The sequence below is a fragment of the Pseudoalteromonas sp. XMcav11-Q genome (genome assembly GCF_040104525.1).
Classification (GTDB): Bacteria; Pseudomonadota; Gammaproteobacteria; order Enterobacterales; family Alteromonadaceae; genus Pseudoalteromonas.
On record NZ_JBECOX010000010.1, the window covers coordinates 47,582 to 72,848 of the forward strand.

A 25,267-nucleotide genomic window follows, 5' to 3' on the forward strand; every position below is an offset into this window, starting at 1 on the left:
TTTTATTCATGGTTCAGAGGTGTTTAACCTTGTACCTAAATTTGAGTGTAACTGTTGTGCAGGATAGAGTAAACCGAGAAGGTACTAGACGAAAAGAGAATAAGGTAAAAAGTTGTTTCTGAATACAGAGAGTTGTTGAAAATGCCTAACAACATTTGCTGCTAGGCACTTTGTTCGCAAGGCTATACCAATTGGCTTAATTTGGCTCTACCCAAAACGCTCCAACCTCTTTTTTAACCACTTTGACTTGTGTTCCTGCGGTGATGGGTTGTTTACTTTTTAGTTGCCATGCAATACCAGAATAAGTATGAAAAATACGACTATCTGGATTTAAGTCCTTTTCTAGCGTAAAGCTAAGCTCAGCAAAATCACTCGTTACTTCTTTGTTGTCAGTTACATCTTGCATACGTCTTAGTGGTTTCCATAAAAACACCGCCAGTAATGTCGTGACTAGCGCATTAAACCAAAGTGCAGTTAGCCAAGTTTGGTCAAGCATACCTGCGTACATTAAGCCGCCGCTTATCACCAACGATAGACCTAAAAAGAACAATACAAAGGTCGCAAAACCAAGCACAGCAACCTCAACAATTAGGCAAGCAATTCCTAGTACTACTAAGGTTTGTGCTAAGTGCTCAAGTAAAAAGGCCATAGGCGTTACCCTTGCTTTTTATTCAATGTGTTAATAATAGACATGCCTTGTGCGACAAGCGAGCTTGCATCAGTGCCACTTTCTGGCAGCAATACCACAGAAGATTCTTTGGCTATTGCTTCTTTTGCTGCAATGGCTTTTGTTGCCAAGTCAAGCTGGATGGCCTTTTGACCTTCTTCGGTATTTGCGGCTTCACCGACTTTACGCAGGGCTTCAGCTTGTGCGTCTGCAACGGCAATGATCGCCTTTGCTTCACCTTCGGCGCTTAAGATCTGCTCTGCTTTTTCGGCTTCAGCTGCAAGTACTTGTGCTTGCTTCTTACCTTCTGCGACATTGATTGCAGCTTGACGGTCACCCTCAGATTCTAATATTTGAGCACGTTTCACACGCTCAGCCTTCATTTGTGCTTCCATTGCTTCCATTACAGAGTTTGGTGGCACAATATCTTTAATCTCGTAGCGCAGTACTTGAATGCCCCACGGATCAGAAGCTGAGTTGATGGCGGCGACGATGTTGGTGTTAAGCAAATCTCGTTCTTCAAAGGTTTTATCCAACTCCATTTTGCCCAATTCACTACGCATGGTGGTTTGCGCGAGCTGAGTTACCGCGAAGATATAATCGTCAACACCGTAAGTCGCTTTATACGGATCTAAAACCCTAAAATAGAGTACACCATCGACAATCAATGAAATATTGTCTTTGGTTATGGCTGATTGAGACGGTACATCAACTGCTTGCTCTTTTAAGCTTCTATCGGCGGCTACACGATCGATAAATGGCAGAATAAAGTTAAGGCCGGCTTCTTTAGTGGATTGATACTTGCCGAAACGTTCAATAATCCACGCACGGTTCTGCGGGACAAATTTGATACTACCTTTTAGTACCACGATAACGAAAATCAATAAAAACGCTTGAATGGTAAAAAGGTAATCAAAAACAAGTGTGACTGGATCCATGTTAGCTCTCCTACTACATAAGAATTGTTCGCATCAAATGCATGTTCCTAATATAGATGAATAACGTAAGAATAGCTATTGGTTTGTTTTCCCCTCAGTGTAACTATGATGACTGGACTTTTTGGGCTGTTTTGCATGTGGTTTGTAACCCTGATTTCAGATAATAAGTGCACCACTCACCGTTTAACTATGAGTGGTGCACTTATTATCTGAATTTGAGCTTGAATAAATTTTAACTTTATCTGTCAGGTTTGATTGTTAGGGCTTAATCAAATCTGAAAGTCGCATAAGTGCCAAACTCGGTCGTTCAACAGCAATTTCATACCTTAAATCCAAGTACGATAACGGACGTTTACGCAACTCGTATTTGGACAAAATCAGTTAGTGCTATTTCACTAGCATAATCATATTGGATTAGAAAATATATTTTGAAATCTGAAACGCTAGTTTGTTATGTCAATTACTCCATTGAGTTAACAATAAACTAACCTTCAGGAGTTAACAAAACACGATATGTTCCTGACTCTATGCTTTCCTCTGCAACCAAACAACCTTCAGGGCATACAATTTTTCCAATATATGACTTCGAGTACTATTGCGCCTAACTTCACGACTTATAGTGCGGTGGCTCACTTTTAGCCTTTTCCCTATCTCTCGATAGCTAAAACCCTCACGTAAGTAGGCCTCAACCTGGTATCTTTGCCCTTCGAACAACTGCTTGTAACTCATGGTATCTACTCTTGTTTTTTGGCGATTACAGAGCACCACCAACAGGCAGTTGACCTCTTCTCACCGTTTAACCATGAGTGGTGCACTTATTATCCGAATTCGAGCTTCAATAGAATTTAAAATTAAATTAACAAGATCCTTTTACTTTTGACACATAAATATGATATATAACAAACAGTTGTTGATCAGTTCAATATAAAATAACTTTTCGCAGAATTATGTGAAACATACAATTAAGGGACTGTAATTGAATAAAAAGTTAGCTCAGGATGCTTCCGCAAGTATCGCAGGAATCATTTATCAGTATTATTTAGCCGTTGAATGGTGCTTTAGGCTAGATACCAATCAATCGCTGTTAATTGAAAAAGACGGTGACATTGCCATGTCAGATGAAGCTAATGTCGAAGTTAAGCACTTTTCTGATCCTCTTACAGATAGTCATAAAAATATATGGAATACGTTGGCTAATTGGCTAGAACCTAGTTTCGATACATCCAAGTACCCAAAACTCATATTAATCACAACACAAAAAATTAGTACAAATAGCCAACTACTTGACTGGAAAGATAAAAGCATAACAGAAAGGATTGATATAATTGACAAAATTCTTTCTAGAACAACACTTAACGATAAGCAGGAAAAAGTTAAGTCGTATAGGCTAGAGCAAAAATTTAAGGAAGTGATATCAAAGTTTGAAATCTACGATAGCTCGTCTGCAATACCTGAAAAATATTACTCTATAGCAAATGAATACTGTAAAGCTGTACCTTCTAACAATCGAGGCCGAGTTTTAAATGGTTTACTTGGTTTATTAATATCCCCCGATATTGTCGGCAACCAATGGGAAATTTCGGAGAGATCGTTCTCAGATGAATTTGCTTTGTTAAATGAAAAGTTTAGACAAAGTACTAGAGTGTTTCCTAAAAAGCCTGATCCTGATCAATATACAGTAAACTCACCACAGGATAGCCTGTACTTACAAAAAATTAGAGACATAGAATATTTAAGTGAACTAAACCTAGCTCATAGCAGTTATTGTGAGGCCCTAACAGTGATAAATGAGGAGTTTCAGTTTGGGACTAAACTAGAGTATTTTGATTCCTACCAAGAAGAAATAATTGGGATTTTTGAAAGAAAGCAAAAAAAAGCTAGTAAAAAAGTTACTGAACCTATTCTAGATTCACAAGATTTCTACGATGAAGTAATGGGGGAAGAAGGCCCTGAGCTAGAGTCATATCCTAAGCGTCCGTATCGTTGGTTTAGAGACGGTATACTTCATATCAACATGGATGATGTTAACAAAAACTTAAAGTGGAAGCTTAAGTAATGGCCAATGCAATTCACCAGTTAAGCGTCCTCAGTCAAAGTCCATATTTGTTAGCGCCATTGCTACTAGAATTCTACCAGCATGTAGAAGTTCAACCCAAGAATATCTTGTTAAGCTATCTCGTTTTTCCTTTACTTTTTAGCCCTGTTGCACAGACAAAACTGCAACGAATAAACAGGTCAACTCTTAATACAAAGTTTGGAGACCCTACAACAGTGGAAGGGTTGGAAAAGCGATTAAATGACTTTAAAGAAATAACAAATAAAGCGATGCAAGTACTTTTAGAACAAGGCTTAATTAAAGTTAATGCTGACCTATCTATTCAATATATGAAAGAAGAATCACAAAAAAATCACTGTAAACAAGAGCATATAAAAGCCGCAAGGAATTTAGCCAAATTAGTAAACCCTTTTTTAGTTGAGGATTGCTACAGAATTTTAAGGATTAAAAAGCTATGAAGCCATATGTAGCGTATATTGGGGTTGTAGATAAAAGAGAGCAATGCCATTTTGTAGAATTTAAGACAGGCCTAAACGTTGTTACAGGTAAATCATCAACGGGTAAGAGTGCTCTTATTGAAATTTTTGATTATTGTATGGGATCTTCCGAATACACCATTCCTGTTGGAAGAATTACGGAAAGCGCAGCAATATATTTTACGATATATAAAAAAGGGAATCGTTTTTTAGTTCTTGGTAAATTACCAAAAGATAAAAAAGGGTTTTATAGAGAAGTTTCAGAAGATGAACTCCCGTTATCAAGTGATGGTCTGACTCTGACTTCTAGTTGGTTTAAACTAGGGTATTTCGTTGTTGCTGATCAATATAAAAAGAAGATTGGCGCTTTCTTTGGCTTAAATATCAATGATATTGAAACGGATAAAGATGACAAGCAATTTTTTGGTAGAAAGAAGTCCTCCCCTAGTATACGAAGCTTTACCTCATTTATGCTTCAGCACCAAAATCTTATAGCCAATAAACACGCCGTATTTTATCGATTTGATGAGAAGGAGAAACGTGAACAAGCTATTGAACACTTAAAAATCTTTTTGGGGTTTGTTGATCAACAATACTTCTTGTTAAAACAAGAGTTAGCCGAATTAGAGAAGAAAAAAAGAAGGATTGAGTTAGCTCTTCCTAAAAAAGAAAAACAACTTGAGCTAAAAATTATTAAACTGTCAAAAAGACTAAATGAATACCAAGCATTAAGTGGTAAAAGATTAGTCGATTCATCTAGTGCGGACATAATTAAGAATCCTATTCATTGGCTGGATATTATAAAAGACAAGCCACTAGAAATTGATTTAGAGTCCACTTCAAATACAAAATTAATTACAGAGCTTGATAAAAAAATAGCTGGTGAAGTAAAAGTACTTAGAAAGCTAGAAAAAGAAGCTAGAGATATCGAGTCCACAATATCGATCAGTAATAGTTACTTTGAAAGTATCAGCGATATAAACTATCCCGAAAAAATAACTGAATCAGTTATAGAATGTCCATTTTGTTTAACAGAAACTAACTTACTATCTAGTGAAGCAGACAAACTCACAAATGCTATTAATTGGCTTAATGAAGAAATTACCATCCAAAAACCGCAACAATATGATTATCGCCCTAGATTGGAGTCGTTAAAGTCAGAGCTAACAACTCAACGTAGGCACATTAAAGATATTCGAGTTGAAAAAGCTAGTCTTATTGCTTCTAACCGTGAATTGGAAAAACGTCAAAACTTAAGAGATCAAATTGTCAAAGCAAAGGTGTCTATTGAAATATATCTTGAAGAGATTATAAGTGAAGGACATATTGAGCAAGCCGATGGTGAACTTGAGCAATTGAAGACGAAAATCTCTAAATTGAAAGGAACACTGAGCCAATATTCGATAGTACAAAAAATGCGTAACGCCGAAATGTTACTAAACGAAACAATGAATACCATTGGTCAAAACTTAGATTTTGAAGAGTTTTACAAGAACCCACTTAATCTAAACTTCTCACTAGAAACTTTTGATATTTGGCTAATAGCCAAAAAAGAAAGAGTGTTCTTAAGGTCGATGGGAAGTGGGGCTAACTGGCTATATTGTCACCTGTCACTCTTTTTGTCGTTTCAAAAATTATTTTGTTCACTAGGACAGGAATGCTCCATTCCTCCAGTGTTGTTTATAGACCAACCAACGCAAGTTTACTTCCCAAATGTAACAAACGATACAGATGAAAGTAGGTTTGACGTTAATAAATTAGCTTCAGCGGAACGTAAGAATAAAGTAGATGAAGATATCAAAAGTGTTGAAAACTTCTTCAATGAAATAATCTCTTTCTGTGAAAGAACTGAGGTAGAAACAGGGTTTAAGCCACAAATAATAGTAACGGATCATGCTGATGAACTTAATTTGGCTAGAGGACGAAATTTTGAAGATTATGTAAGAGCGAGATGGAGAAATAGAGGGTTTATTGCTTAATAGAGGAATTACATGCTTGATATTTATTATTTTATTAAAAGTCAATTTATTATGGTTTGTTTGAATTAGGTTTTAATAAATATTAGGGTATATTGGTTTTAAAGATAACTTACTATTTTAGTTATATTTGCATACTAAATAGCTTCAGGATGAACAATGTATAAGCTAAGACGAAAAGATGTAGCACTTTCGGGATTCAATAAGTTCTTGAATGAAAATTGGAATAGTTCATTTGAACTCCAAAAAGAAGTTGTATTCGATCTCACTTCTATTCGTCAAATATCCCCTCTAACAGCAAGTCAATTGTTTTCTTGGATTTCGACTCTACTTGACAAACAAATTAAAGTTGACTTAAAGGTCAGTGAAAAAGGCCCACTGTTGAGCTTTTTAGTTTTTAGTGGCTTTTTTAGTAAAATTAGTAAAGATATAAACTTTAATTGTGAGGCTTACGAGTATTCCAACTTTGAAGAAAAGAATAAAAACAAAAATAAGTCAATTATAGATTTTTCAAGTTTTAGTAGTATAGATGAATTTAAAAACTTTCTCAGGAAAGAAACTTCTGACCTAGAAGGAGAGCTTTCAAGTGGAGCTATTAACGAATTTAGACTTGATACCAAAAGGAATTTAAAACGTATCATTTTAAAGGAGTTAGGAGAGAATACTTTCTATCATAGTCAAGGGTCACCTGCGTATATGATGGTGGTAAAAAAAGAAAGAGAAATTTTAACTGAATCTAGCTCTTTACCCAAAAAACTCGCAGCGCAATTTAAATCCTCAAGCTCTAATTTTTTTTATGAGTTGTCAATTTCTGATATAGGAATCGGTATATGTGAGTCACTTGAAGAAGACTATTTTAGAAACTTTCCTAACAAAAGCAGTGAAAAAATCAATAAAAAAATATTAGAGTATGCGTTTGAAAAATACTCCTCCAAAAAAGATCGCAAAAAGCTTGATAGAGTTTTTCCAAGATATGAAGAGTTTCCAGATTTAATACTACCAAGTGGATTATATTTCGTTCATGAATCAGTTAGAGAAAGTGGAGGAATAATATTCGTTCAATGTAATTCTACTTATCTATGCTATTCATATATAAATGGTAAAAAGGAAGTTATTGAATTATCTGAAGATGAAGAAGAATTTGAATCATCTAAAATTGGCACTTCATTCCAAATTTATATTCCAGATAAGTTTATTCCACTAAACAAAACTACGAGTTCTAGTTCTGTCAAAATGCTTAATAGCTCTAAAACAGATAAAATTATCTCTTGGAACTATTTATACGATTCAAGCTTGAGTGGTGAAAAGAATACTGAAAACTTCATTAATTCTATTGAAAAGCAAATAGATGAAAGGCAAGCAACAGAAAACAATAATATAGTAATTGACTTGAAAAACTTCAAAAACCAAACCAAATATTGCGTAAAAATTATTATTTTCTGTATGTATCACTCTTCGGAAAATGCGCCAGTAATTTTGATTAATGTACCTAATGAATCGCTTTTGTCTGAGTTTTATTTATTGAGTAACTTAGAAAAGCAAGCTGACAGGGGGTTGCTTAAAAAGCTTTTGAATCAAGTGTTTTGGGTTAATGAAAGTGGTTCAGGAACCATAAGTTTAAAAGGCATCCACATCACAAATGAAGTTGATGAAAAGCACTTATTTGATGCTATTGAAGTTTATAATGAAGACAATATTAGAAGTCAATTACAATGTACTTTTAATAGTACTGCAAAAGTTTGGCTTCCATATCCGTCAGAGGTATTTTTAAGAGGATACTATTCGCTACAAGAAGTTTTAAACAAGAGAAATTTCTGTTTTAGCGCGTCAGATATTATTTCTAACAAAAATTTTAAGTTCAATTTTATAATTCAAACAACCAAAAGCTTGGAGTTACTTTCTAAATCAATCCTTTTAAAGAAACAAATACCAGTAAATAACCTTTTAACGGTTACATCTAGTAGTTCTATGATAAATGTTGTATCGAAAGTTGTAAAAAATCGCGATATCTCAGGTATTTTAGTGTTAACTGATGTAAGTGTAACAGGAAGTTCGGTAAAGCGGATTGTTAGCTCAATTCCCTTAATTTCGAACATATACTCCATATCTCTAATTTCTAATGAAACAGTTGAAGATGATTATACCTTTTTAAGGCATAAATTTGAGGTATATAAAGACAAGCCCGACGAATGGAGAATTGATGATGTACTGGATATCGATAAAGAAAGCAATTCTATTAAACAAAAAGAACCGCATCGATATGAACAAGTAACTACGGATATACTAGAAAGATGGTGTAAAGATAAAGCTTTAATTTCTGGTCATTTAACCAATGGTGCCACTTGCTATATTTCTTATCTTAAAACTGAATTGGTGTTACAAAGAGAAGAAAGGCGTCTTCAGGAAAAAGTTGTATCTGATATTGAAGACATAATTTCGAAATATACAACTAACAAATTAAAGTTTACTTTTATACACCCTGAATTAAACTCTGCTGCTGGAGATTTATGTGGAAAAATTGCCCTAAAAATCAATAGCGTTGATGTGTCTGTGGAGACCTTTAATAAGTTTGATTTGCCAACAGAGTCTAGAGAGAATAATGAGCACAATATTGTAGTGTATATTGATATGGCGGTTACAACTAGTTCGACCTATAAAGCTGCATTAAATTGGGCATACAGTTATGGGGCTAGAAGTCTTCGGTGCTATATATTAGTAGATCGCTCGTACTCTATGGAGTTTGATTTTATTTCGGGTATAGAAACCTATAAAGATGTACAAGTTCAACATTTTCCAATCATAAAGTTTAATGCCCCTGCATATAATCATAATTGCCCAGCATGCCTTTTAAAGGAAAAAATTGATACTATTTTGGATCAAAATAAAAATGACAAAATGTTTAAAATTGCAAATTTTTGGAGCGAGGAACTACACACGATAGACGTCTACTCGCTAAATTATATTGAAAGGGTAAGTTGCAATCTAGTAACCAAAGAAGTTGCGTTTCTTCGTCATCTAATTGGAAATTATGTTAATTATGGTGATAACAGAGCTAGTACATTAGAGCAAATTAAAGAGCTTTTGACACAAATATCACAAGATAAAGCGCTAATGTCTTCTCTAGTACATATGCTTTGGTTAGAAGGACTAATATTTGGAAAAGATAGCAGTACTTTACGCCAAAATAATCACTACCTTTCAGTGTCAACGTTGTTAATTAGTGAATTACTGCAATCATTCATTGTAGATCAAAGTATTGAGTTAGATATACGAAGTAAAGCGTTTTGGTTTATGGCATCGTTTGACTTCAAAACTTTGGTAGATATTGCGACTTCTTCCCCCCATATCCTTGTTAAAGACATCGAATTATATGAAACATATTCACTAATATGTTGTATTTTTCAAGAACAACATCTTTTAGAAAAAATTGAAGCTTCACTAGAGGGACCTTTTAGATACATCAATAGCGAAGATGATTGGAAAAGGTCTAGCTATCGAGAAACCTATACTGATGTTAAGTCGTATATATTAAGTAATCACATGGTTAAGAGTAATACTAGTGATAGGCGTTTTTTTACATCTGTTGAGAAGTTATCACTATTATTCAAAGAAAAAAATCAGAGTCATCCCAATAGTATGATTCTATTTAGGTCGTGGGCAGAAGTTTTTAACCTTAAAGATCTTAAAGCAAACCTTAATTATAGAGAAGAGTTTTCACTATACTTTCATGATGTGATTAAACATATAAAAGTATTTATTGAATCGTTTGATCTTAAAGGCGATGAATATAATTATCTAACGAGTGGAGAATACATAAAAGATTTCCGGTTTATTGAAAGTGAATTAAATTCACTTGCTGAGCAGTGTATAGAAGGGGCTTTATCCGATATAAATTGTCTTAAAATACTAAGAAATGTTGTTCAACCAAAAAGAGAGCGATTTGCGAACCACATTATTTATCTTAAAAAAGAGAACAAACTGCCTGAGCTTTTGGAAAAGTGTTCCTGCGATATTAAAGCAAGTTTAGATAAGATCATAACTGATGTTTCAACTAAATATGCTGATAAAAATATTGATTGTAAGCCAAGGTTACCGAATATTAGAAGTATTAGAACCTACACGCCTAGCATAATTGTACTGGACTCCTTTAGAACTGTTATTGAAAACGCATTTAAATACGGCTTACCAAATAGTAGCCTAAACATAAAGGTTACAAGGAGTAAGCACAATACGTCTTTAACTTTTACTTCTTCTTCAGAATCTGACATCGAATATAAATTGGGTCATGGTTTGCAGAGATCTCAAAGTATACTTATGAAATTCGATGCAGAATTAAATATTAAAAATGATCTTATTGACGCTCACGTTAGGATTGTACTACCTAACCAACATTAGTAATGGAACTATAGATGAATAATAAACTTGAATTAGATAAAAAGGTAATTTTTTATATAGACGATGTAGAAAGGCACATTGAGCGTTTTCGCTCTACTTGCGAATCTTGGTGGAATTCTTCAGAGTTCATTGTGAAATCAAATAGCATTTTTGGAGCAATAACAGACAAAAATAAATCTGAATTCATCAGAAGTACAATACAAGAAATGGAGAAGTACAGTGATTCTCTAGCATGTGTTCTATTGGATTTAGATTACAGTGGTGATGAAACTGATGGGCTTGATGATAATAATGAAATTAAGTCCCAAAGGGACCTTCGTGTAGGGATGGATATTGGTAGAATAATAAGGAAAAAATGGCCTTTATTGCCAATATTCATAGCATCACATTTTTCAGAGGAAAAAACTGTAATATCTCAAGGATTAATGTATGACTTTGATTACTTCGAGATCCCAACATTTTATTCTGATATGAAAGATGAAAGTACTTTTATTGGATACTTAAAAAGATCACAGGACAAACGAGAAGCTATACTTCTAAATTTACCAAATATACCAGTTTCTTATTTATCGAACACACATCAATATTTTCAAAAAGCAAAAGCGTCAATTCCATATGAGGAACTAGTATTTGTAGCAATGCCTTTCAATGAGACTATAGTTAAAGCAGATATTTATAAATCAATTTCTACGGCTACAGACTTTTTATCACTACAGGCATATAGAGTTGATGAAGATATATTTACTGATGGAATTATGAAAAATATTGTTAGCCATATATACGAAGCTCGAATTGTAATAGCAGATATAACAGGTATGAACCCTAATGTAATGTTTGAATTGGGACTGGCTATGTCGTCAAACAAAGACTGTGTGATAATTCAAAACAGAGCCGATAAAAATGATATCCCATTTGATCTTAAAGATATTCCAATCATTCGATATAACGAAAATGAAGTGTTTGAGTTCATAGATCAATTAAAAAGAAGGTTACGTTCTCTTTTGTAAATTGTGACATAATAACAATGTAATAGGCATTTATTTAGTGAGCTAAGTGGATGATTGCCTAGAATTTTTTTCATGTTTTAGTTCATGAATAAATAGAAAGTATTGGCTTTAACCATATGCTGGTTAAGGCTTATGACTAAATTTTTAATTCATCAGCTCCACTAGCGTTGCTAGATAAATCAAAAAATAACGTCTCATTGCTCTCAAAAAAGTTATAGGCTACCGCCTATATTAAAGATCCTAATGGTAGTTTCCGCAAACTCAACTTAATTGTTAGTGGGTTACGCGCGAATTCAACCCCGAAGTGCACCACTCGCTAAATTGCCGCATTGCATAATTCATTAAACACAACGACAGGCTGTTTGTAACCTAGGCACTTTCTAGATCTGGCGTTTAGCGTATGTTCAACATTGGACACCTGCTTATCCGTTACCGTTCTTAAATCCGTTCCTTTACGTATGTACTGGCGCAATAAACCGTTGAAGTTTTCATTCAACCCGCGCTCCCATGCGGAATACGGATTCGCAAAATAAATATCAGTGTTGAGCTTATCTGCAACTAGCTCGTGGTCACAGAACTCGCTGCCATTATCAGCGGTTATCGTATACACATGACGGCGATATCGCCACAGTATGCCTATCATGGCTCTGCTTACGTCTGCCCCGCTCTTTGCTGGCACTTTACGTATTAAATAAAGCTTGCTTTGGCGTTCAACTAGGCTGACTATTGCACCCGTTCCATGCTTACCCAGTACGGTATCAGCTTCCCAGTCATCGAACCGCCTTTTCTTGTCAACAATCGCTGGGCGGTGCTCAATGCCCACCCGGTTCGGGATAATGCTACGCTTCGCACGACGACCTTTGCGATATCGTCGATGGCCTTGTCGCAAGTGCCTAAACAATTTGCCGCCGCTCAATTTATCCCGTTGCACATAGCCGTAAATCCACGCGTGACTCACTGAGAGCCCAATAATCCGGCCCACGCCTGCAATTTGCTCGGGACTCCACTTTTGTTCTAATCCGAACTCAACAAAGGTGATGGTCAGCTTAGATAGACACGACTTTGCGGCTTCAACACGCCTTTTGAGTGTCTTTACCTGTGCGACTTCGGGTAGATAGTGATTTTCCCGGATCCTATTTCATCTGACTTCTCGGCTAATAGTTCTATGACTGACTTTCAGGCGTTTGCCTATCTCACGATAACTAAAACCCTCGCGTAAGTAGGCTTCTATCTGGTATCTTTGTCCTTCGATCAACTGCTTGTAACTCATGGTAAATGCTTCTGTTTGTTTGGTGACGATAGAGTACCACCAACAGGCAGTTGATCTCTTCTCATCGTTTAACCATGAGTGGTGCACTTATTATCTGAAATCAGGCTTAATATAGGATTACAATATGCAATATGGCATTCTTGTGAGTTGGCTAAAGGTATGGATTTTACAATCGTAAAATCCTGAACTAAGTTTAGAGAGGGAGATATTAGGCTCAGGAATCCTTTTGTTTACCAGATAATTGAATGATGTATATGAATTTTCTGAGGTACCTATTTGTCGTTTCTTGCTTAGCTGTCACTGCTAATGTTGATGCAACAACGATTCAGATATTTTTGGATGATGAAGAAGACCTCGCTATTTTGACGCACAAAGCTAAACCTGAAAATATTGCTGGCGCAACCAACAAAATACTATTTGAACAGTTAAACCTCTCAAACATTGAGTTTCTCGGCGCAAGTTATAAACGGACGTTACGCTCAATGCTAAAGCAAGATAAATCAGCTATTTGCACTCTTAACAAAGTAAAAACTATTTATCGCGAAAAAACTTTCTGTTCAGCTTGCCAGTAAATTTTTATATCAGTAGACGTTTATATCAACATGCTGATTCACCTCCGCTATCTAAAGAAGTGCTTGATGAAGAAGGTTATGTAGTTTCACTTATGCAACTTTTTAACGTATACAGAAACAAGCTGATAGTAACCGCTGACGACCTGTCATATGGGCCTTTTTTAGATAAGCAATTAGCACAGGTGGATAGCGCTAATAAAGTGGTGAGAGGTGGAAGTAATCATTATGAAACTGTACATCGGATGTTCGAGTTGAACCGTGTGGATTTTCTGCTTGGTTACCCTGTTGAAGTGATGCGATACGCGAAAGCCAATCAAGATAAATATGAGTGCTATCTAATCGCGGATTCACCTCGGTTTACTTTAGGTCATGTGATGTGTAATAAGACTCAAGTAAGCAGGCAGGTGTTAGAGAGAATAAACCAGATACTACTCAGTAATTATGGTACCAAAGAGTTTTTATTGGCCCATATAAATTATTTACCCGTTCAGGAGCATCGATCTATTCAGGAAGTTATAGAGCGCTACATAGATCAACTCGACTCAAACTAATCCACTAAGAATGCTCCTGATCCTGTGTCGGGCGGTACAGCTATCACCACCCCCCAAACCTTGGCCAAAACTCGATGTCATCATGACTTAACACATGATAGCCTGAGTGTTGAGCGGCTGTTGCACATGCATGATTCGGTAAAATACGTAGTAGGTCACCATGTTTCACGTCCGGTAAGGTGAAGCCAGGTTCGCATTCAATAACGCCATGTTCTTGATTCGCTGAGGTTACTTTGAGTCCAGGCAGTAAATTACCTTCTTGGTCACACACAAGGCCGTAGCCGCAATCAAACGCTTGACTCGCGGTACCTCTGTCTCTTGAAAGCGCCATCCAGCCTGCATCTATAAAGAGCTTATTTTCACTACGCTTGATACCAGTGACACGTGTTAGCACGCTTAGTGCAATATCTTCGATATCACATATGCCGATACCAGCCATAACAAGGTCGAAGAATGTGTAGACCCCAGCTCGCACTTCTGTGATCCCATCTAGGTTTTGCGTTGACAGCGCTGTTGGCGTAGAGCCAATACTCAGCACTGTTGTGGCTATTTGGGCTTCTTCCAACATCGAGGCGGCAGCCACAACCGCTGAGCGCTCTTTCTCTGCAAACTGTATTAGCTGCTCTAGGGTGTTACAGGCGTATGAGCCGCCTGCATGTGTAAGCAAGCCCTGATATAAACCACCGCTTTCCAGTATGGTTGCGATTGTCACGATTTCTTTGTTTTTAGGACTAAGTCCTGCCCGATGTCCGTCACAGTCGATTTCTATCAGACAACTAATTTTACAGCCATTTTCCGCGCAAAATTGAGAGACAAACATAGCTTGTTCCATGCTGTCTAGTAGTATGGTTAAATTGACACCTTGATTGATAAGGACAAGAACGCGTTGTAACTTATCCTCTGTTATCCCCACCGCATAAGTGATATTGGTGTAACCTTCCGCTGCAAACGTTTCTGCTTCTTTTAGGGTGGAAACCGTACATCCCGCTTGTTTGTCGGCCAAAATATAGTTTGCGGCTGCAGTAGATTTTACCGTTTTCAAATGTGGGCGAAGAGCCACATTAAAAGCATCAAGATGCTTTTCCATGCGCGAAAGGTTATGTAAAAAAGCAATTTTATCAACAACTAAACATGGTGTTTGTAAAGATCCTAATGATGTAAACATAGCTCAATCATACTCCTATAAGTTCTATTGCCTGTCGATTGCTTGGGGACCAGACGCGTTCACAAGCGTGTGTTTTGTTTAGCCAGATAAAGTCCGTGTGTTCATCTTCAGCAAGTACCACGCTGATCCCTGACGGTACTTGGACACTAAAAACATGCTCAGTGTTCATGGTAACACCCGGCTCATAGCGATGGCGCCACTGTGGTCTTATCGTGTATTGATTCGTTTTATTATGCGAGTGGATGGTGATCCCAAGCGCCGCGGCGTCAATGCTGGTTTCTTCTTTTAACTCTCTATAAGCGGTAGCCATTGGAGTTTCACCGGGATCAACTCCCCCAGTTACCGATTGCCAAAAGTGTTTGTCGTCTGCCCTTTGTAATAGCAAAAACTCATTATGCTCGTTGTATATTACGACTAACACCGAAATGGGTTTACGTAGTGCCGACATGGTTTACATCAAATCAGGAACATGTACTTTGAGTTTAACTAGTTGAATCGCGCTCGGCAATTGGTCTAAAGCGAATTTTGGACAAAAAAAAGCAGGCCATACTGGCCTGCATAAAAACTCCAATAGCAACAAGCTGTGCCAAGGAAATCCCAATAATGCCAACATCCTAGTCGGCAAGCTCTACTTCTCGGGAGTTCAATTGTGACTTTAGGCACGCCTAGTTACGCAGGTAAAAAGGTGCAGCCCCAAAGGAACGAGACCAATGCTAATGTAATGTTTAGTACTTGTAAACTATAAATTGAAAAAAATAGTTTAAATGGGCTTTTTTTGCTCACTTTGAAATGTAAAAGCTTCTAAAATGATGAAATTGTAATCGTTGTAACTATTTGTTATTTATCTAATTGATAAATTTTGTACCTTTAATGGGCTGGTGGTTGTTGCAATTTTGTATCCTTTCTGTATGTTAACGAGTTGTACAACATGTAACCTAGGAAAGGAAAAATGAAATTAACATCAGCAATTATCGCAACGTCATTATTGGCAACCAGTGTCGCAGTAAACGCGGCTATACCTTATAAAAATGAACAGTACCAATTTACCCAACCAAGTGGTGAGGTGATCACACTTATCCTTAATGGTAATACGTACTTTGCTCAGCAGCGTACACTTGACGGCGAGCTTGTAGTGTATGACGCCTCGCTTAAAGGCATGGCTTACGCTCAGGTTTCGGCCGATGGTGAGCGACTTATATCAACAGGTAAGTTAGTTACTGAACAAGAAAAACTGGGAATAAAAAGTCGCTCAGTTTCAACTGAGCGGCAAGGATTATCATCCGCTGCTATTGCAAAAAAAGTAAAAGCGGCACAACAAGTAATGTTGGGTCAAAACCAAACACCTGTCGACTTGGTACATACGCATCAGTTTGAACGCAATAACAATGAAACGGCGTTGAATGCTGAGATCAGTGGTCAAGTAAAAGGGTTAACCATCATCATTGATTTCCCTGATGAGCGCGGCACTATCACAAAAGCGCAAGTTGAGCGTTTTTTAAATGACCAAAATTACAATGAATTTGGTAACGCGCAGTCAGTAAGAGGGTATTTTTCGTCGGTCTCTGGAGGCAAGCTCGATTATACCAATACGGTAACGGCTTATTACACCGCAAAGAAAAACAAAGCGTATTACGCGGATAGCGCATTAAGCTCAACAGTACGCTCGCAAGAACTCATAAAAGAAGCGCTAAATTGGCTTGAATTTCAACAGGGATTTGATTTTAGTTCGCTGACTACAAATAGTAGCGGGCAGATCCGTGGGTTAAATATTTTTTATGCTGGCAACTCTGATAGTGCATGGTCTAAAGGCTTATGGCCACATATGGCAAGGCTCAGTCCACGTTTTTGTGCTGATGGCGTGTGTACCGATCGCTATCAAATCACTGATATGGGAAATAGCCTTGCAATTGGCACCTTTGTCCATGAATCTGGTCACTTGATCACAAATTGGCCCGATCTTTATGATTATGATGGCAGCTCAGAGGGCTCTGTCGCAAGTTTTGGTGTTATGGGGTTTGGCGCGATTGGCGCTTCCAACCGTTTTAAGCCGACGCCACCTGTTGCACACTTTAGAGCCATAGCTGGTTGGGATACGGTAACTGAACTTAACCCAGCCGTAAATGCCAATGCCCCAACAGGAAGGCTCAGCCATATTTCAGGCGCTAATAGCTCATATAAATGGACCAACCCAAGTAACGCGAATGAAGCTTTTTACATTGAGGCTATTCATCAATCTGGACAAAACTCAGAGCAACTCGATTCAGGTTTGGCTATTTGGCACGTTGATTCCGCGGGCAATAACTCGAATGAATGGTATCCGTATATCCAAATGGAGCATGGTGACGCCAAGCGAGATCCTGAAAATGGCCGAAACCGTGGGGATAATGGCGATTTATTTGATGTGGCAGGAGAGTTTAGCGCCACACTGCCGAATGCGTTGAGTAGCAAAGGGACGAATGCGCTATGGTGGAATGGAAGCGACTCGGGCTTGTCCATCAGCAATATTTCTGATCCCGCTGCAGAGATCCAATTTACCGTAAGCGGTAGTACAACCCCACCACCAGCGGGAGATGTTTACACTGGATACTTAACGGACAAGCAACAAGCCATACAACCTGACGGCAGTTGGTTTCAGTACAGCGGTGGCACAATCGCACTTACGTTAGAGGGGCCGGCGAACGCAGACTTCGATTTGAAACTCGAAGCTTGGCAAGGTGGTGCATGGCAACAAGTTGCCATTTCGGAGACGCCGACCTCACAAGAGTCAATTAACTATACGGCAAATTCAGGTTACTACCGCATCTTGGTTTATTCATACAGCGGTGCGGGTGATTACCGTCTGACGGTACAGAAGTAGTTAACCAAAGCGCTGCACTGGTTAGTCAATACAATTGATATAATGCCAAGTCGCGTTGCTTGTGTGGTAAGCGCGCGGCTTGTTTTTACTTTGGTGGATACTCTAGTGCACCAAATTCCACTTTCTTATCTATAATTCATACTTTATTACCAAAATTATGATAATAATGCGGTCATGCATATTGTTTGTTATGGAATAGCTTATGAATTTTTTTCGAAAGCCAAATCAAGAAGTTGAAAATTTGACCGCTGAACTCAAGCGTGCTCGGGCATTACTTTCTGCGATTGATGAAGCGGTCGCAAAGATTGAATTTACACCCGATGGTCAAATAGCAGCAGTCAATCAACATTTTCTTGCTGTCGTGGGTTACACTGAGACTGAAGTGATAGGGCGGCACCATCGTATTTTTTGCCATAAAGACTATGTAAGTTCTTCGGAATATCGCAGTTTTTGGGCAAGCCTTCAACATGGCCAGGCTCAGTATGGTAACTTTGAACGCTTTACCAAAAAAGGTGATGTAGTTTGGCTTGATGCTACCTATTTCCCAGTTGAAGAGAATGGCAAAGTCACCCGTATTGTTAAAATTGCGAATGACATCACAGCAGAAAAACTCACCATCAAAGCACAAGAAGCGATAGCTAAAGCGCTAAACAAATCCATGGCAACCATAGAGTTTACACCCGAGGGCGTTATTTTAGATGCGAATCAAAATTTCACGGCAACAGTGGGTTATAAACTCAGTGAGATTAAAGGTCAGCATCATCGAATGTTCTGTGACGACAGCTTTTATAAAGAACAGCCACATTTTTGGCAAGAGCTAGCAAAAGGACAGCACAAAAGTGGTCGCTTTCATCGCTTGGGTAAACATGGCGAAGATATTTGGATTGAAGCAACGTATAACCCTATTTTTGATGAACACGGCAAAGTCATTAAAGTGATAAAGTTTGCGACGAATATCACGGCGCGGGTGCAAAAAGCGCATCGAGTCGCACAAGCTGCCGAAGTTGCGCAGGTGACATCTGAGCAAACCGAGCAAATAGCGGCCCGTGCGAGTTTGCTGCTGCAAGAGTCTGTCAGTACCTCTGGACTTATTTCTAATCAAGTGCGAAGTGCAATGGCCGCAATAGCACAGCTTAATGAACAGTCAAAAGGGATTTCGGCAATTGTGTCCACCATCAGCGCGATTGCGGAGCAAACCAATTTGTTAGCTCTCAATGCAGCGATAGAAGCCGCCAGAGCGGGCGAGCAGGGAAGAGGATTTGCGGTGGTAGCCGATGAAGTAAGAAGTTTAGCAGCACGTACTTCGCAGTCGACCAACGAAATCAATGATGTAGTAAATCAGAATGAAGTGTTAACTAAAGAAGCCACGGCACTGATGAATACGGTGTCCGAAAGTACTGAGCTTGGTCTTGCACAAATCGATGAAGTAAATACAGTGATGAATGAAATAAAGCAAGGCGCAGAAAACCTCACAAATACGGTTAAAGGATTGTCAGAATAACCTAAAGATCGCCGCGTAAAGCGGCTCCCACCAAGGGTTTAATTATGTTGTAGGAACGGGTTCACCCCACGCTCTTTTCCCCAATGATCGCCGCGTAAAGCACCTCCCACCAAGGGCTCGAATATGTTGTGGGAACGGGTTCACCCCACGCTCTTTTCCCAAATGATCGCCGCGTAAAGCACCTCCCACCAAGGGCTCGAATATGTTGTGGGAACGGGTTCACCCCGCACTCTTTTCCCAAATAATCGCCGCGTAAAGTGGCTCCCACCAAGGGTTTAAGTATGTTGTGGGAGCGGGTTCACCCCGCGCTCTTTTCCCAAATAATCGCCGCGTAAAGCGGCTCCCACCAAGGGTTTAAGTATGTTGTAGGAGCGGATTCACCCCGCGATCTTTTCATCAAGATCGGCGCATAGAGCACCTCCCACAGCGACATAATGTGAATGCTTTATTTTTCAGCGATTTGCCATACTGCAACTGAGCCGGAAATTTCATTACCGATCACCAATAAGGCTTCGCCAGTTGCACTTTTGTCGGCAGGAATAAATGCCATGCCCTCTGGGGCTAAGTCGCCACTGATTTCGGCATCTTCAACTAATCCGCGGTTGTAAAAATAATCTTCAAACTTAACATCGTAAGGATTGGTGATATCGTAAACCATGATACTACCCATACGCTCTAAGCCAACGAATGCAAAAGTGCGTTCACCAATTTGACCAAGCGCTAGTGCTTCCGGCTCTGGGCCTTTTGCATCAGATCGCGTATCGCCTTCATTGGTGTCTTCATCATTGTTAAATTGTGCGCCATGCACGGAGGCTGTGATCCGCTCGATTTGATCGCCAGAGTCGAACACCACAAGGCCGTTGCTATCCCAAATGGTGAATGAACGTGCACCATAGGTGTACAGCGCTTCATATTGGCCGTCATTATTTTCATCGCCTTTCACCGTTGTAACTTTAAGGCGACCAATGTCGTCATCGTCATTATTGAGATAAGCAAAGTTGCTTGCTAAGGTAAGATCTTCGGCACGGCTCTCATCAATGTACGCTAAACAACCATCATCTTTATCGTAATCTAGGCCACCTTTTGCGGTGCAGTCGGCTTCATCGGCAGCATCAAAAAAATATTCTCTACCATCACCTTCATTGGCAGAGACAATAAAGTTCGCGCCTTTCCACGTGTAGCTAGAGATAGTATCTGGCTGATACATGCCGTAAAGACCGGGGTACTTTTTAAAATTGATCTTTTTATCTTTATCCGAGGCATCCATGGTGTAATTTGACCAGTCTTTGAATCCCAAACCGACTAAATTAAGGCTATTGTCACTGAGATCTACGATAGCGAGTGCGTTGTTTTCTTGAATTGAAACATAGGCGAAGCGGTTGTCTTTAGAGATGGTGACATATTCCGGTTCTAAATCCATCGCAACTGTCGTATTAATAAGTTTGCCATTGATAGTGCGACCAGTTGGATTGGCGAAGACAATGCCTTGTGCTTCTAGCTCAGCTTGCTTGGTGTTAAATGCGCTAAAGTTTAATTGTGTTGCTGTATTTGCAACTACGCCGTTTGTAATGTTGATTATGCTGATGCTACCTTCAGGATCAACGCTGTAGTCACCTGCGGGTTCCCCTTCATTTGCGACCACGACTTTGCTGCCATCATGAGTAAAGGTAACCATATCAGGTAGTGCACCTGCCGTTACATTTTTAACAAAGGCCGGAGTTGCACCTGAGATATCATAAAAAGCGATTTGTCCTGCGCCACCCGTAGTCTTGGCAGCCATTGCAACTGCCAATAGTTGGTTGTTTTCGTCAACTGCAATACTGTTTGCGTCGCCGGGGGTATTGTCGTTTAAGTTGATTGTCATGGTTGATGTTAAATTTGTAGTGGTAATAACACCTTCATTATTTTTGACCAGAGCGGCCGTATCAAAGCTGGTTGCTGGAATAACTTCAACCACAGCGGCACTGCCTGAACTATTAATGGCATATATCCATTTTTTGGATGCTTGGTAAGCGACAATTTCAGCGGCGCCTTCAGGGCTTTCTGCATTAAGCACTGCGCGTCCCACAAGACTTATTTCAAGCATGCTATTGGCGTTAGTGCCATTGGTTCCGTCTTGTCCGTTTGCTCCATCTTGGCCGTCGGAGCCATTTGTACCATTTTGACCATCGTTACCATCTTGTCCGGCAACGCCTTGTTGCCCTTGCGAGCCTGTTGCGCCATCGTCACCATCAAGTGAACAGCCAGTGAGAAGAGCAAGCAAAGAGAGCGCGATAAGTGAGTGCTTAAACATAAAATATCCTGATTATTATTGTTAAAGCAGCTACTTAATCACAAAAATATGACTCTTATATGGCAATGAGGTTTCACAATTATTGTGAGAAATTCATTGATATCACTGAGCTGGAAGTAATGCCATTCAAGCGTTAGTACCATCGGTATCAAAGGGTGATCAGGCAAAAGTTGGTATTGCGGTTGGTGCAATTAGGTACAGACAAAAAATATACAATAATTTTGCAAGTTTGATGAACTTTTATTCAAAGCTGTTCGTAAGGGTTAGCTATGGGTGACAAAAGTCATTCTTTTTAACCGAGTCTACAGGATGAGTATAATGAAAAAGTTTATAGTAAGTGCCAGCTTCATGCTTCTTATGGCATGCAGCGATAATGACGATAACGATACTGTTACACCTCCGCCACCGCCGCCAGCCCAAGAGTTTTCAGCGACTAAGACCTTTGAATTGATGTTATCAGGAAAGCAAGAAGTGCCGATGAATACGTCAATGCAAACCGCTTCCGCAACAGTTGAGCTTGATGAAAATCTGATGCAACTCAGAGCAACACTCGACTACAGCAACGTCGAAGGTTTTAGTGCTGCACATATTCACGATGGTGATTTGGGGGCGAATGGCGATGTGGCATTCGCCTTTGAAGCATCAGATGACAATAAAGTGAGTATTCCGATCACAGATCTGTCTGAGGATCTAATTGAGGATATGTTGGATGGTGATTGGTATATTAATCTACACACCGAAGCCTTTCCAAACGGCGAGTTACGCGCTCAGATTGTGCCTGACACGGTAAGCGTGATCACGTTCAAATTAGATGGCTCACAACAGGTGCCAATGAATGAAAGTAGTGCCATGGGGTATGGTTATGCGTCATACGACAGCACCGACGGCGAGCTTTACCTTCGCGCGGTGACTATGGGCGTTGATGGTGCCACTGCTGCACATATTCACACTGGCCGCATTGGTATGAACGGCGATGTGCTTGTGGTGTTAGAGCAGGACGACGAAGTAATGACAGATTGGGTAACTCCCGATGACACGATGATCGACGAAGCGACGTTGAATGTTTTGCTCTCGGGTGGACACTACGTCAATGTTCACACGCCAGAGCTAACAAATGGTGAGATCCGCGGCCAAATCCTGACGGACAATTACGCAGTTGCTACATTTGACTTATCCGGCAAACAGGAAGTGCCAGCAGTAGCAACAATGGCATCCGGTGATGGCTATGCCCTTGTTAACACTGATAACTATGAAGTAGAGCTCAGAGTTGTCACTAGCGGTGTTGAGGATGCAACGGCGGCACATATTCATACCGGTCGGATCGGCATGAATGGTGATGTTTTAGTTGGCCTTGAGCAAAGCACCGATGATATGAATGTATGGATGACGCCAGACAACACCATGATCAATGCTGAGATTTTTGCAGTGCTCGCGTCGGGTGGTCACTATGTTAATGTGCATACACCAGCAAATGCGAGTGGTGAACTACGTGGCCAGATCCTCACTGACAACTACACTTTGGTAGCGTTTCCATTGAGTGGCGAGCAAGAAGTCCCAGCCGTTACAACCACAGCTACTGGTAGTGGATATGCTTTGGTAAATCGAAACGGCTTCGACCTTGAATTACAAGTCCTCACCTCAGGTGTTGCCGATGCAACGGCTGCGCATATACATACTGGTATTGCTGGTGAAAACGGCCCTGTTTTACTAACGTTAATGCAAGATAGTAGTGATGCCAATCGCTGGATGGCTCCGGCCAATGCTGCATTGACAGCGGAAATATTTGCGATTCTGGCTGGCGGTGGTCACTACGTGAATGTGCATACACCAGCAAATCCAAGTGGTGAGTTAAGAGGTCAAATAGTTAATTAAACGCTTAGGTAATTATCTCGCATCTAAGAGTCTGTTAACTGCAGGCTCTTTTTCTTTATATTCAAATTACACAACCATTATCCAGTCAGGGGAGTTATATTTAGTTAAAAATATGTAATCAAAAAATCATGATTTGTTCCCGTAATCGTAATACAAAGCGTCTAGCGTAAGCCTTCTTTAAAATAATAATGGTATTACAATGAATAAGATAAGCGTTTGTTCTGCGATCGTAGCTGCATTATTACTGAGTGCATGTGATGATGATTCTGTGGAGGTTGTGCAGGTTGAAAAGCCGGTGATCACAACGGAGACTGAAATAAAAGTCGTTGAAGTTCCGGTAATTGTGGAAGTGCCTGCAGGTAGCGCAAGTGCCATGCAAGTGGGCACACGGCCTGATTTCTTGATTCAAGATATGGAAGACAGTGCACTCAAAACTAAGCTTGAGCAGTGTGCTAACGGACCTTTTTATAAAACAGACTTTTCAATTGGACACCGTGGTGCGCCAATGCAGTTTCCTGAACACACCAAAGAATCTTATATTGCGGCAGCTAAAATGGGTGCTGGGATTTTAGAGTGTGACGTTGCTTTTACCGAAGACAAAGAGCTGGTTTGTCGCCATTCACAATGTGATTTACACACTACAACAAATATTTTAGCAACGGATTTAGGCCAAAAATGTACAACCCCATTTGTACCAGGCGATCCTGAAAATGGAATTGCAGCCCAAGCTATGTGTTGTACCAGCGACATTACTTTGGCTGAGTTTAAGACATTAAAAGGTAAAATGGATGCCGCGAACTCAATGGCTACAACTGTAGCGGAATATATGGATGGCACGGCAAATTGGCGCACCGATTTATATTCGAGCCGTGGCACTTTAATGACCCATGCCCAGAGTATTGAGTTATTTAAAAGTTTAGGCGTGAAAATGACGCCAGAGCTGAAGACTCCGTCTGTCGCCATGCCTTTTGACGGTTTTACACAAGAAGCCTACGCACAAAAAATGATTGACGAATATAAAGCCGCAAATGTAGATCCAAAAAATGTCTGGGCGCAGTCATTTAATCGTGACGATGTCGTCTATTGGATAAAAGAAAATCCAGAGTTTGGTGCACAGGCAGTGTATTTGGACGACAGATACGAAGCGCAAGCAGTAGACAATGAAACCATGGTATCAGCAGAGCAAATCGTGCATAACCCAGAGCTACTTTCACCAACGATGGAAGAGCTTGCAGCTGATGGTGTTAACATTATCGCACCGCCACTTTGGATGTTATTAACCGAAGAAGGGGGGAAAATCGTTCCCTCACCATATGCCAAAGCTGCAAAAGCAGCAGGGCTTGGGATCATCACTTGGACACTAGAGCGCTCTGGTCACCTAGCCAGCGGCGGTGGTTGGTACTATCAAAGCATCAACGGCAGTCTGTCAGGTGAGGCGATGATAGATAACGATGGCGATACCTTTAAAGTGCTAGATGTATTGGTCAAAGAGGTTGGCGTAATCGGCGTATTCTCTGATTGGCCAGCAACGACCACTTACTACGCAAGCTGCATGGGCATGCCTGCCAGTATTTAAGCGGTGTTTATTGTGGTAGGAGCGGGTTTATCCCGCGATCTTTTTTCTAATTATCGCCGCATAAAGCGGCTCCCACCAAGGATTTGAATATGTGG

Annotated in this window: 17 protein-coding genes and 1 pseudogene; 11 read left to right on the top strand and 7 right to left on the bottom strand. The window is 39.6% G+C overall.

Translation table 11 applies throughout. The features are described 5' to 3' along the window. Positions 1-196: 196 nt before the first annotated feature. The 3 genes from ABMY45_RS16100 to ABMY45_RS16110 all read right to left on the bottom strand — a co-directional run bounded on the left by ABMY45_RS16100 (position 197) and on the right by ABMY45_RS16110 (position 2,334). Complete coding sequence (locus ABMY45_RS16100; RefSeq protein ID WP_010607437.1) at positions 197-649, bottom strand: hypothetical protein; 453 nt, start codon at positions 647-649, stop codon at positions 197-199. Between the two features lie 5 nt (positions 650-654). After that, positions 655-1,605, bottom strand: a complete 951-nt coding sequence (locus ABMY45_RS16105; RefSeq protein ID WP_349289159.1) for an SPFH domain-containing protein — start codon at positions 1,603-1,605, stop codon at positions 655-657. A gap of 525 nt (positions 1,606-2,130) precedes the next feature. Beyond that, positions 2,131-2,334 carry a helix-turn-helix domain-containing protein gene (locus ABMY45_RS16110; RefSeq protein ID WP_039491801.1) on the bottom strand — a complete coding sequence of 68 codons (204 nt, stop codon included), beginning with the start codon at positions 2,332-2,334 and terminating at the stop codon, positions 2,131-2,133. Between the two features lie 247 nt (positions 2,335-2,581). Here ABMY45_RS16110 and ABMY45_RS16115 point away from each other — a divergent pair, with 247 nt between their 5' ends. The 5 genes from ABMY45_RS16115 (at position 2,582) to ABMY45_RS16135 (ending at position 11,515) form a co-directional block, all read left to right on the top strand. Further along, entirely contained in the window at positions 2,582-3,661 is a 1,080-nt protein-coding gene (locus ABMY45_RS16115) for a hypothetical protein (RefSeq protein WP_039491799.1), read from the top strand. Continuing rightward, on the top strand, positions 3,661-4,119 hold the full coding sequence (locus tag ABMY45_RS16120) for a three component ABC system middle component (protein WP_039491797.1): 459 nt from the start codon (positions 3,661-3,663) through the stop codon (positions 4,117-4,119). Before ABMY45_RS16115 ends, ABMY45_RS16120 begins: the two co-directional genes overlap by 1 nt. Then, the gene (locus ABMY45_RS16125) at positions 4,116-6,116 is read left to right on the top strand and encodes a DUF3732 domain-containing protein (RefSeq protein WP_039491795.1); all 2,001 of its coding nucleotides are present in this window, start codon (positions 4,116-4,118) and stop codon (positions 6,114-6,116) included. The genes ABMY45_RS16120 and ABMY45_RS16125 overlap by 4 nt, the downstream gene beginning before the upstream one ends. 156 nt (positions 6,117-6,272) lie before the next feature. Next, positions 6,273-10,508: a hypothetical protein gene (locus ABMY45_RS16130; protein ID WP_349289160.1), complete on the top strand. Its 4,236-nt coding sequence runs from the start codon at positions 6,273-6,275 to the stop codon at positions 10,506-10,508. A gap of 14 nt (positions 10,509-10,522) precedes the next feature. Further along, positions 10,523-11,515: a hypothetical protein gene (locus ABMY45_RS16135; RefSeq protein WP_052258180.1), complete on the top strand. Its 993-nt coding sequence runs from the start codon at positions 10,523-10,525 to the stop codon at positions 11,513-11,515. 316 nt (positions 11,516-11,831) lie between these two features. On the opposite strand, the pseudogene ABMY45_RS16140 reads toward ABMY45_RS16135, so the two are convergent. Continuing rightward, a pseudogene (locus ABMY45_RS16140) lies at positions 11,832-12,785 on the bottom strand (IS30 family transposase). A 254-nt stretch (positions 12,786-13,039) separates the two neighbouring features. Here ABMY45_RS16140 and ABMY45_RS16145 point away from each other — a divergent pair. Beyond that, positions 13,040-13,357: a hypothetical protein gene (locus tag ABMY45_RS16145; RefSeq protein ID WP_349289161.1), complete on the top strand. Its 318-nt coding sequence runs from the start codon at positions 13,040-13,042 to the stop codon at positions 13,355-13,357. Beyond that, on the top strand, positions 13,348-13,908 hold the full coding sequence (locus ABMY45_RS16150) for a hypothetical protein (RefSeq protein WP_349289162.1): 561 nt from the start codon (positions 13,348-13,350) through the stop codon (positions 13,906-13,908). The genes ABMY45_RS16145 and ABMY45_RS16150 overlap by 10 nt, the downstream gene beginning before the upstream one ends. Before the next feature lie 43 nt (positions 13,909-13,951). Here ABMY45_RS16150 and ABMY45_RS16155 read toward each other — a convergent pair whose 3' ends face one another. Continuing rightward, positions 13,952-15,073, bottom strand: coding sequence for an alanine racemase (locus ABMY45_RS16155; protein ID WP_010607439.1), 1,122 nt, complete (start codon positions 15,071-15,073; stop codon positions 13,952-13,954). Between the two features lie 7 nt (positions 15,074-15,080). Beyond that, a complete protein-coding gene (nudB, locus tag ABMY45_RS16160; protein WP_010607440.1) occupies positions 15,081-15,521 on the bottom strand; it encodes a dihydroneopterin triphosphate diphosphatase in 441 nt (146 codons plus the stop codon). 501 nt (positions 15,522-16,022) lie between these two features. Here nudB and ABMY45_RS16165 point away from each other — a divergent pair. Both ABMY45_RS16165 and ABMY45_RS16170 read left to right on the top strand, forming a co-directional pair. Continuing rightward, positions 16,023-17,930, top strand: a complete 1,908-nt coding sequence (locus tag ABMY45_RS16165; RefSeq protein WP_349289163.1) for a M6 family metalloprotease domain-containing protein — start codon at positions 16,023-16,025, stop codon at positions 17,928-17,930. A 202-nt stretch (positions 17,931-18,132) separates the two neighbouring features. Then, entirely contained in the window at positions 18,133-19,431 is a 1,299-nt protein-coding gene (locus tag ABMY45_RS16170; protein WP_349289164.1) for a PAS domain-containing methyl-accepting chemotaxis protein, read from the top strand. 445 nt (positions 19,432-19,876) lie between these two features. Here ABMY45_RS16170 and ABMY45_RS16175 read toward each other — a convergent pair whose 3' ends face one another. Next, positions 19,877-21,724, bottom strand: coding sequence for a choice-of-anchor I family protein (locus ABMY45_RS16175; RefSeq protein ID WP_349289165.1), 1,848 nt, complete (start codon positions 21,722-21,724; stop codon positions 19,877-19,879). A gap of 318 nt (positions 21,725-22,042) precedes the next feature. Between ABMY45_RS16175 and ABMY45_RS16180 the strand changes: the two genes are divergently transcribed. Then, positions 22,043-23,596, top strand: a complete 1,554-nt coding sequence (locus ABMY45_RS16180; protein WP_206471151.1) for a CHRD domain-containing protein — start codon at positions 22,043-22,045, stop codon at positions 23,594-23,596. A gap of 199 nt (positions 23,597-23,795) precedes the next feature. Further along, positions 23,796-25,172: a glycerophosphodiester phosphodiesterase family protein gene (locus ABMY45_RS16185; RefSeq protein WP_349289166.1), complete on the top strand. Its 1,377-nt coding sequence runs from the start codon at positions 23,796-23,798 to the stop codon at positions 25,170-25,172. Positions 25,173-25,267: the final 95 nt, after the last annotated feature.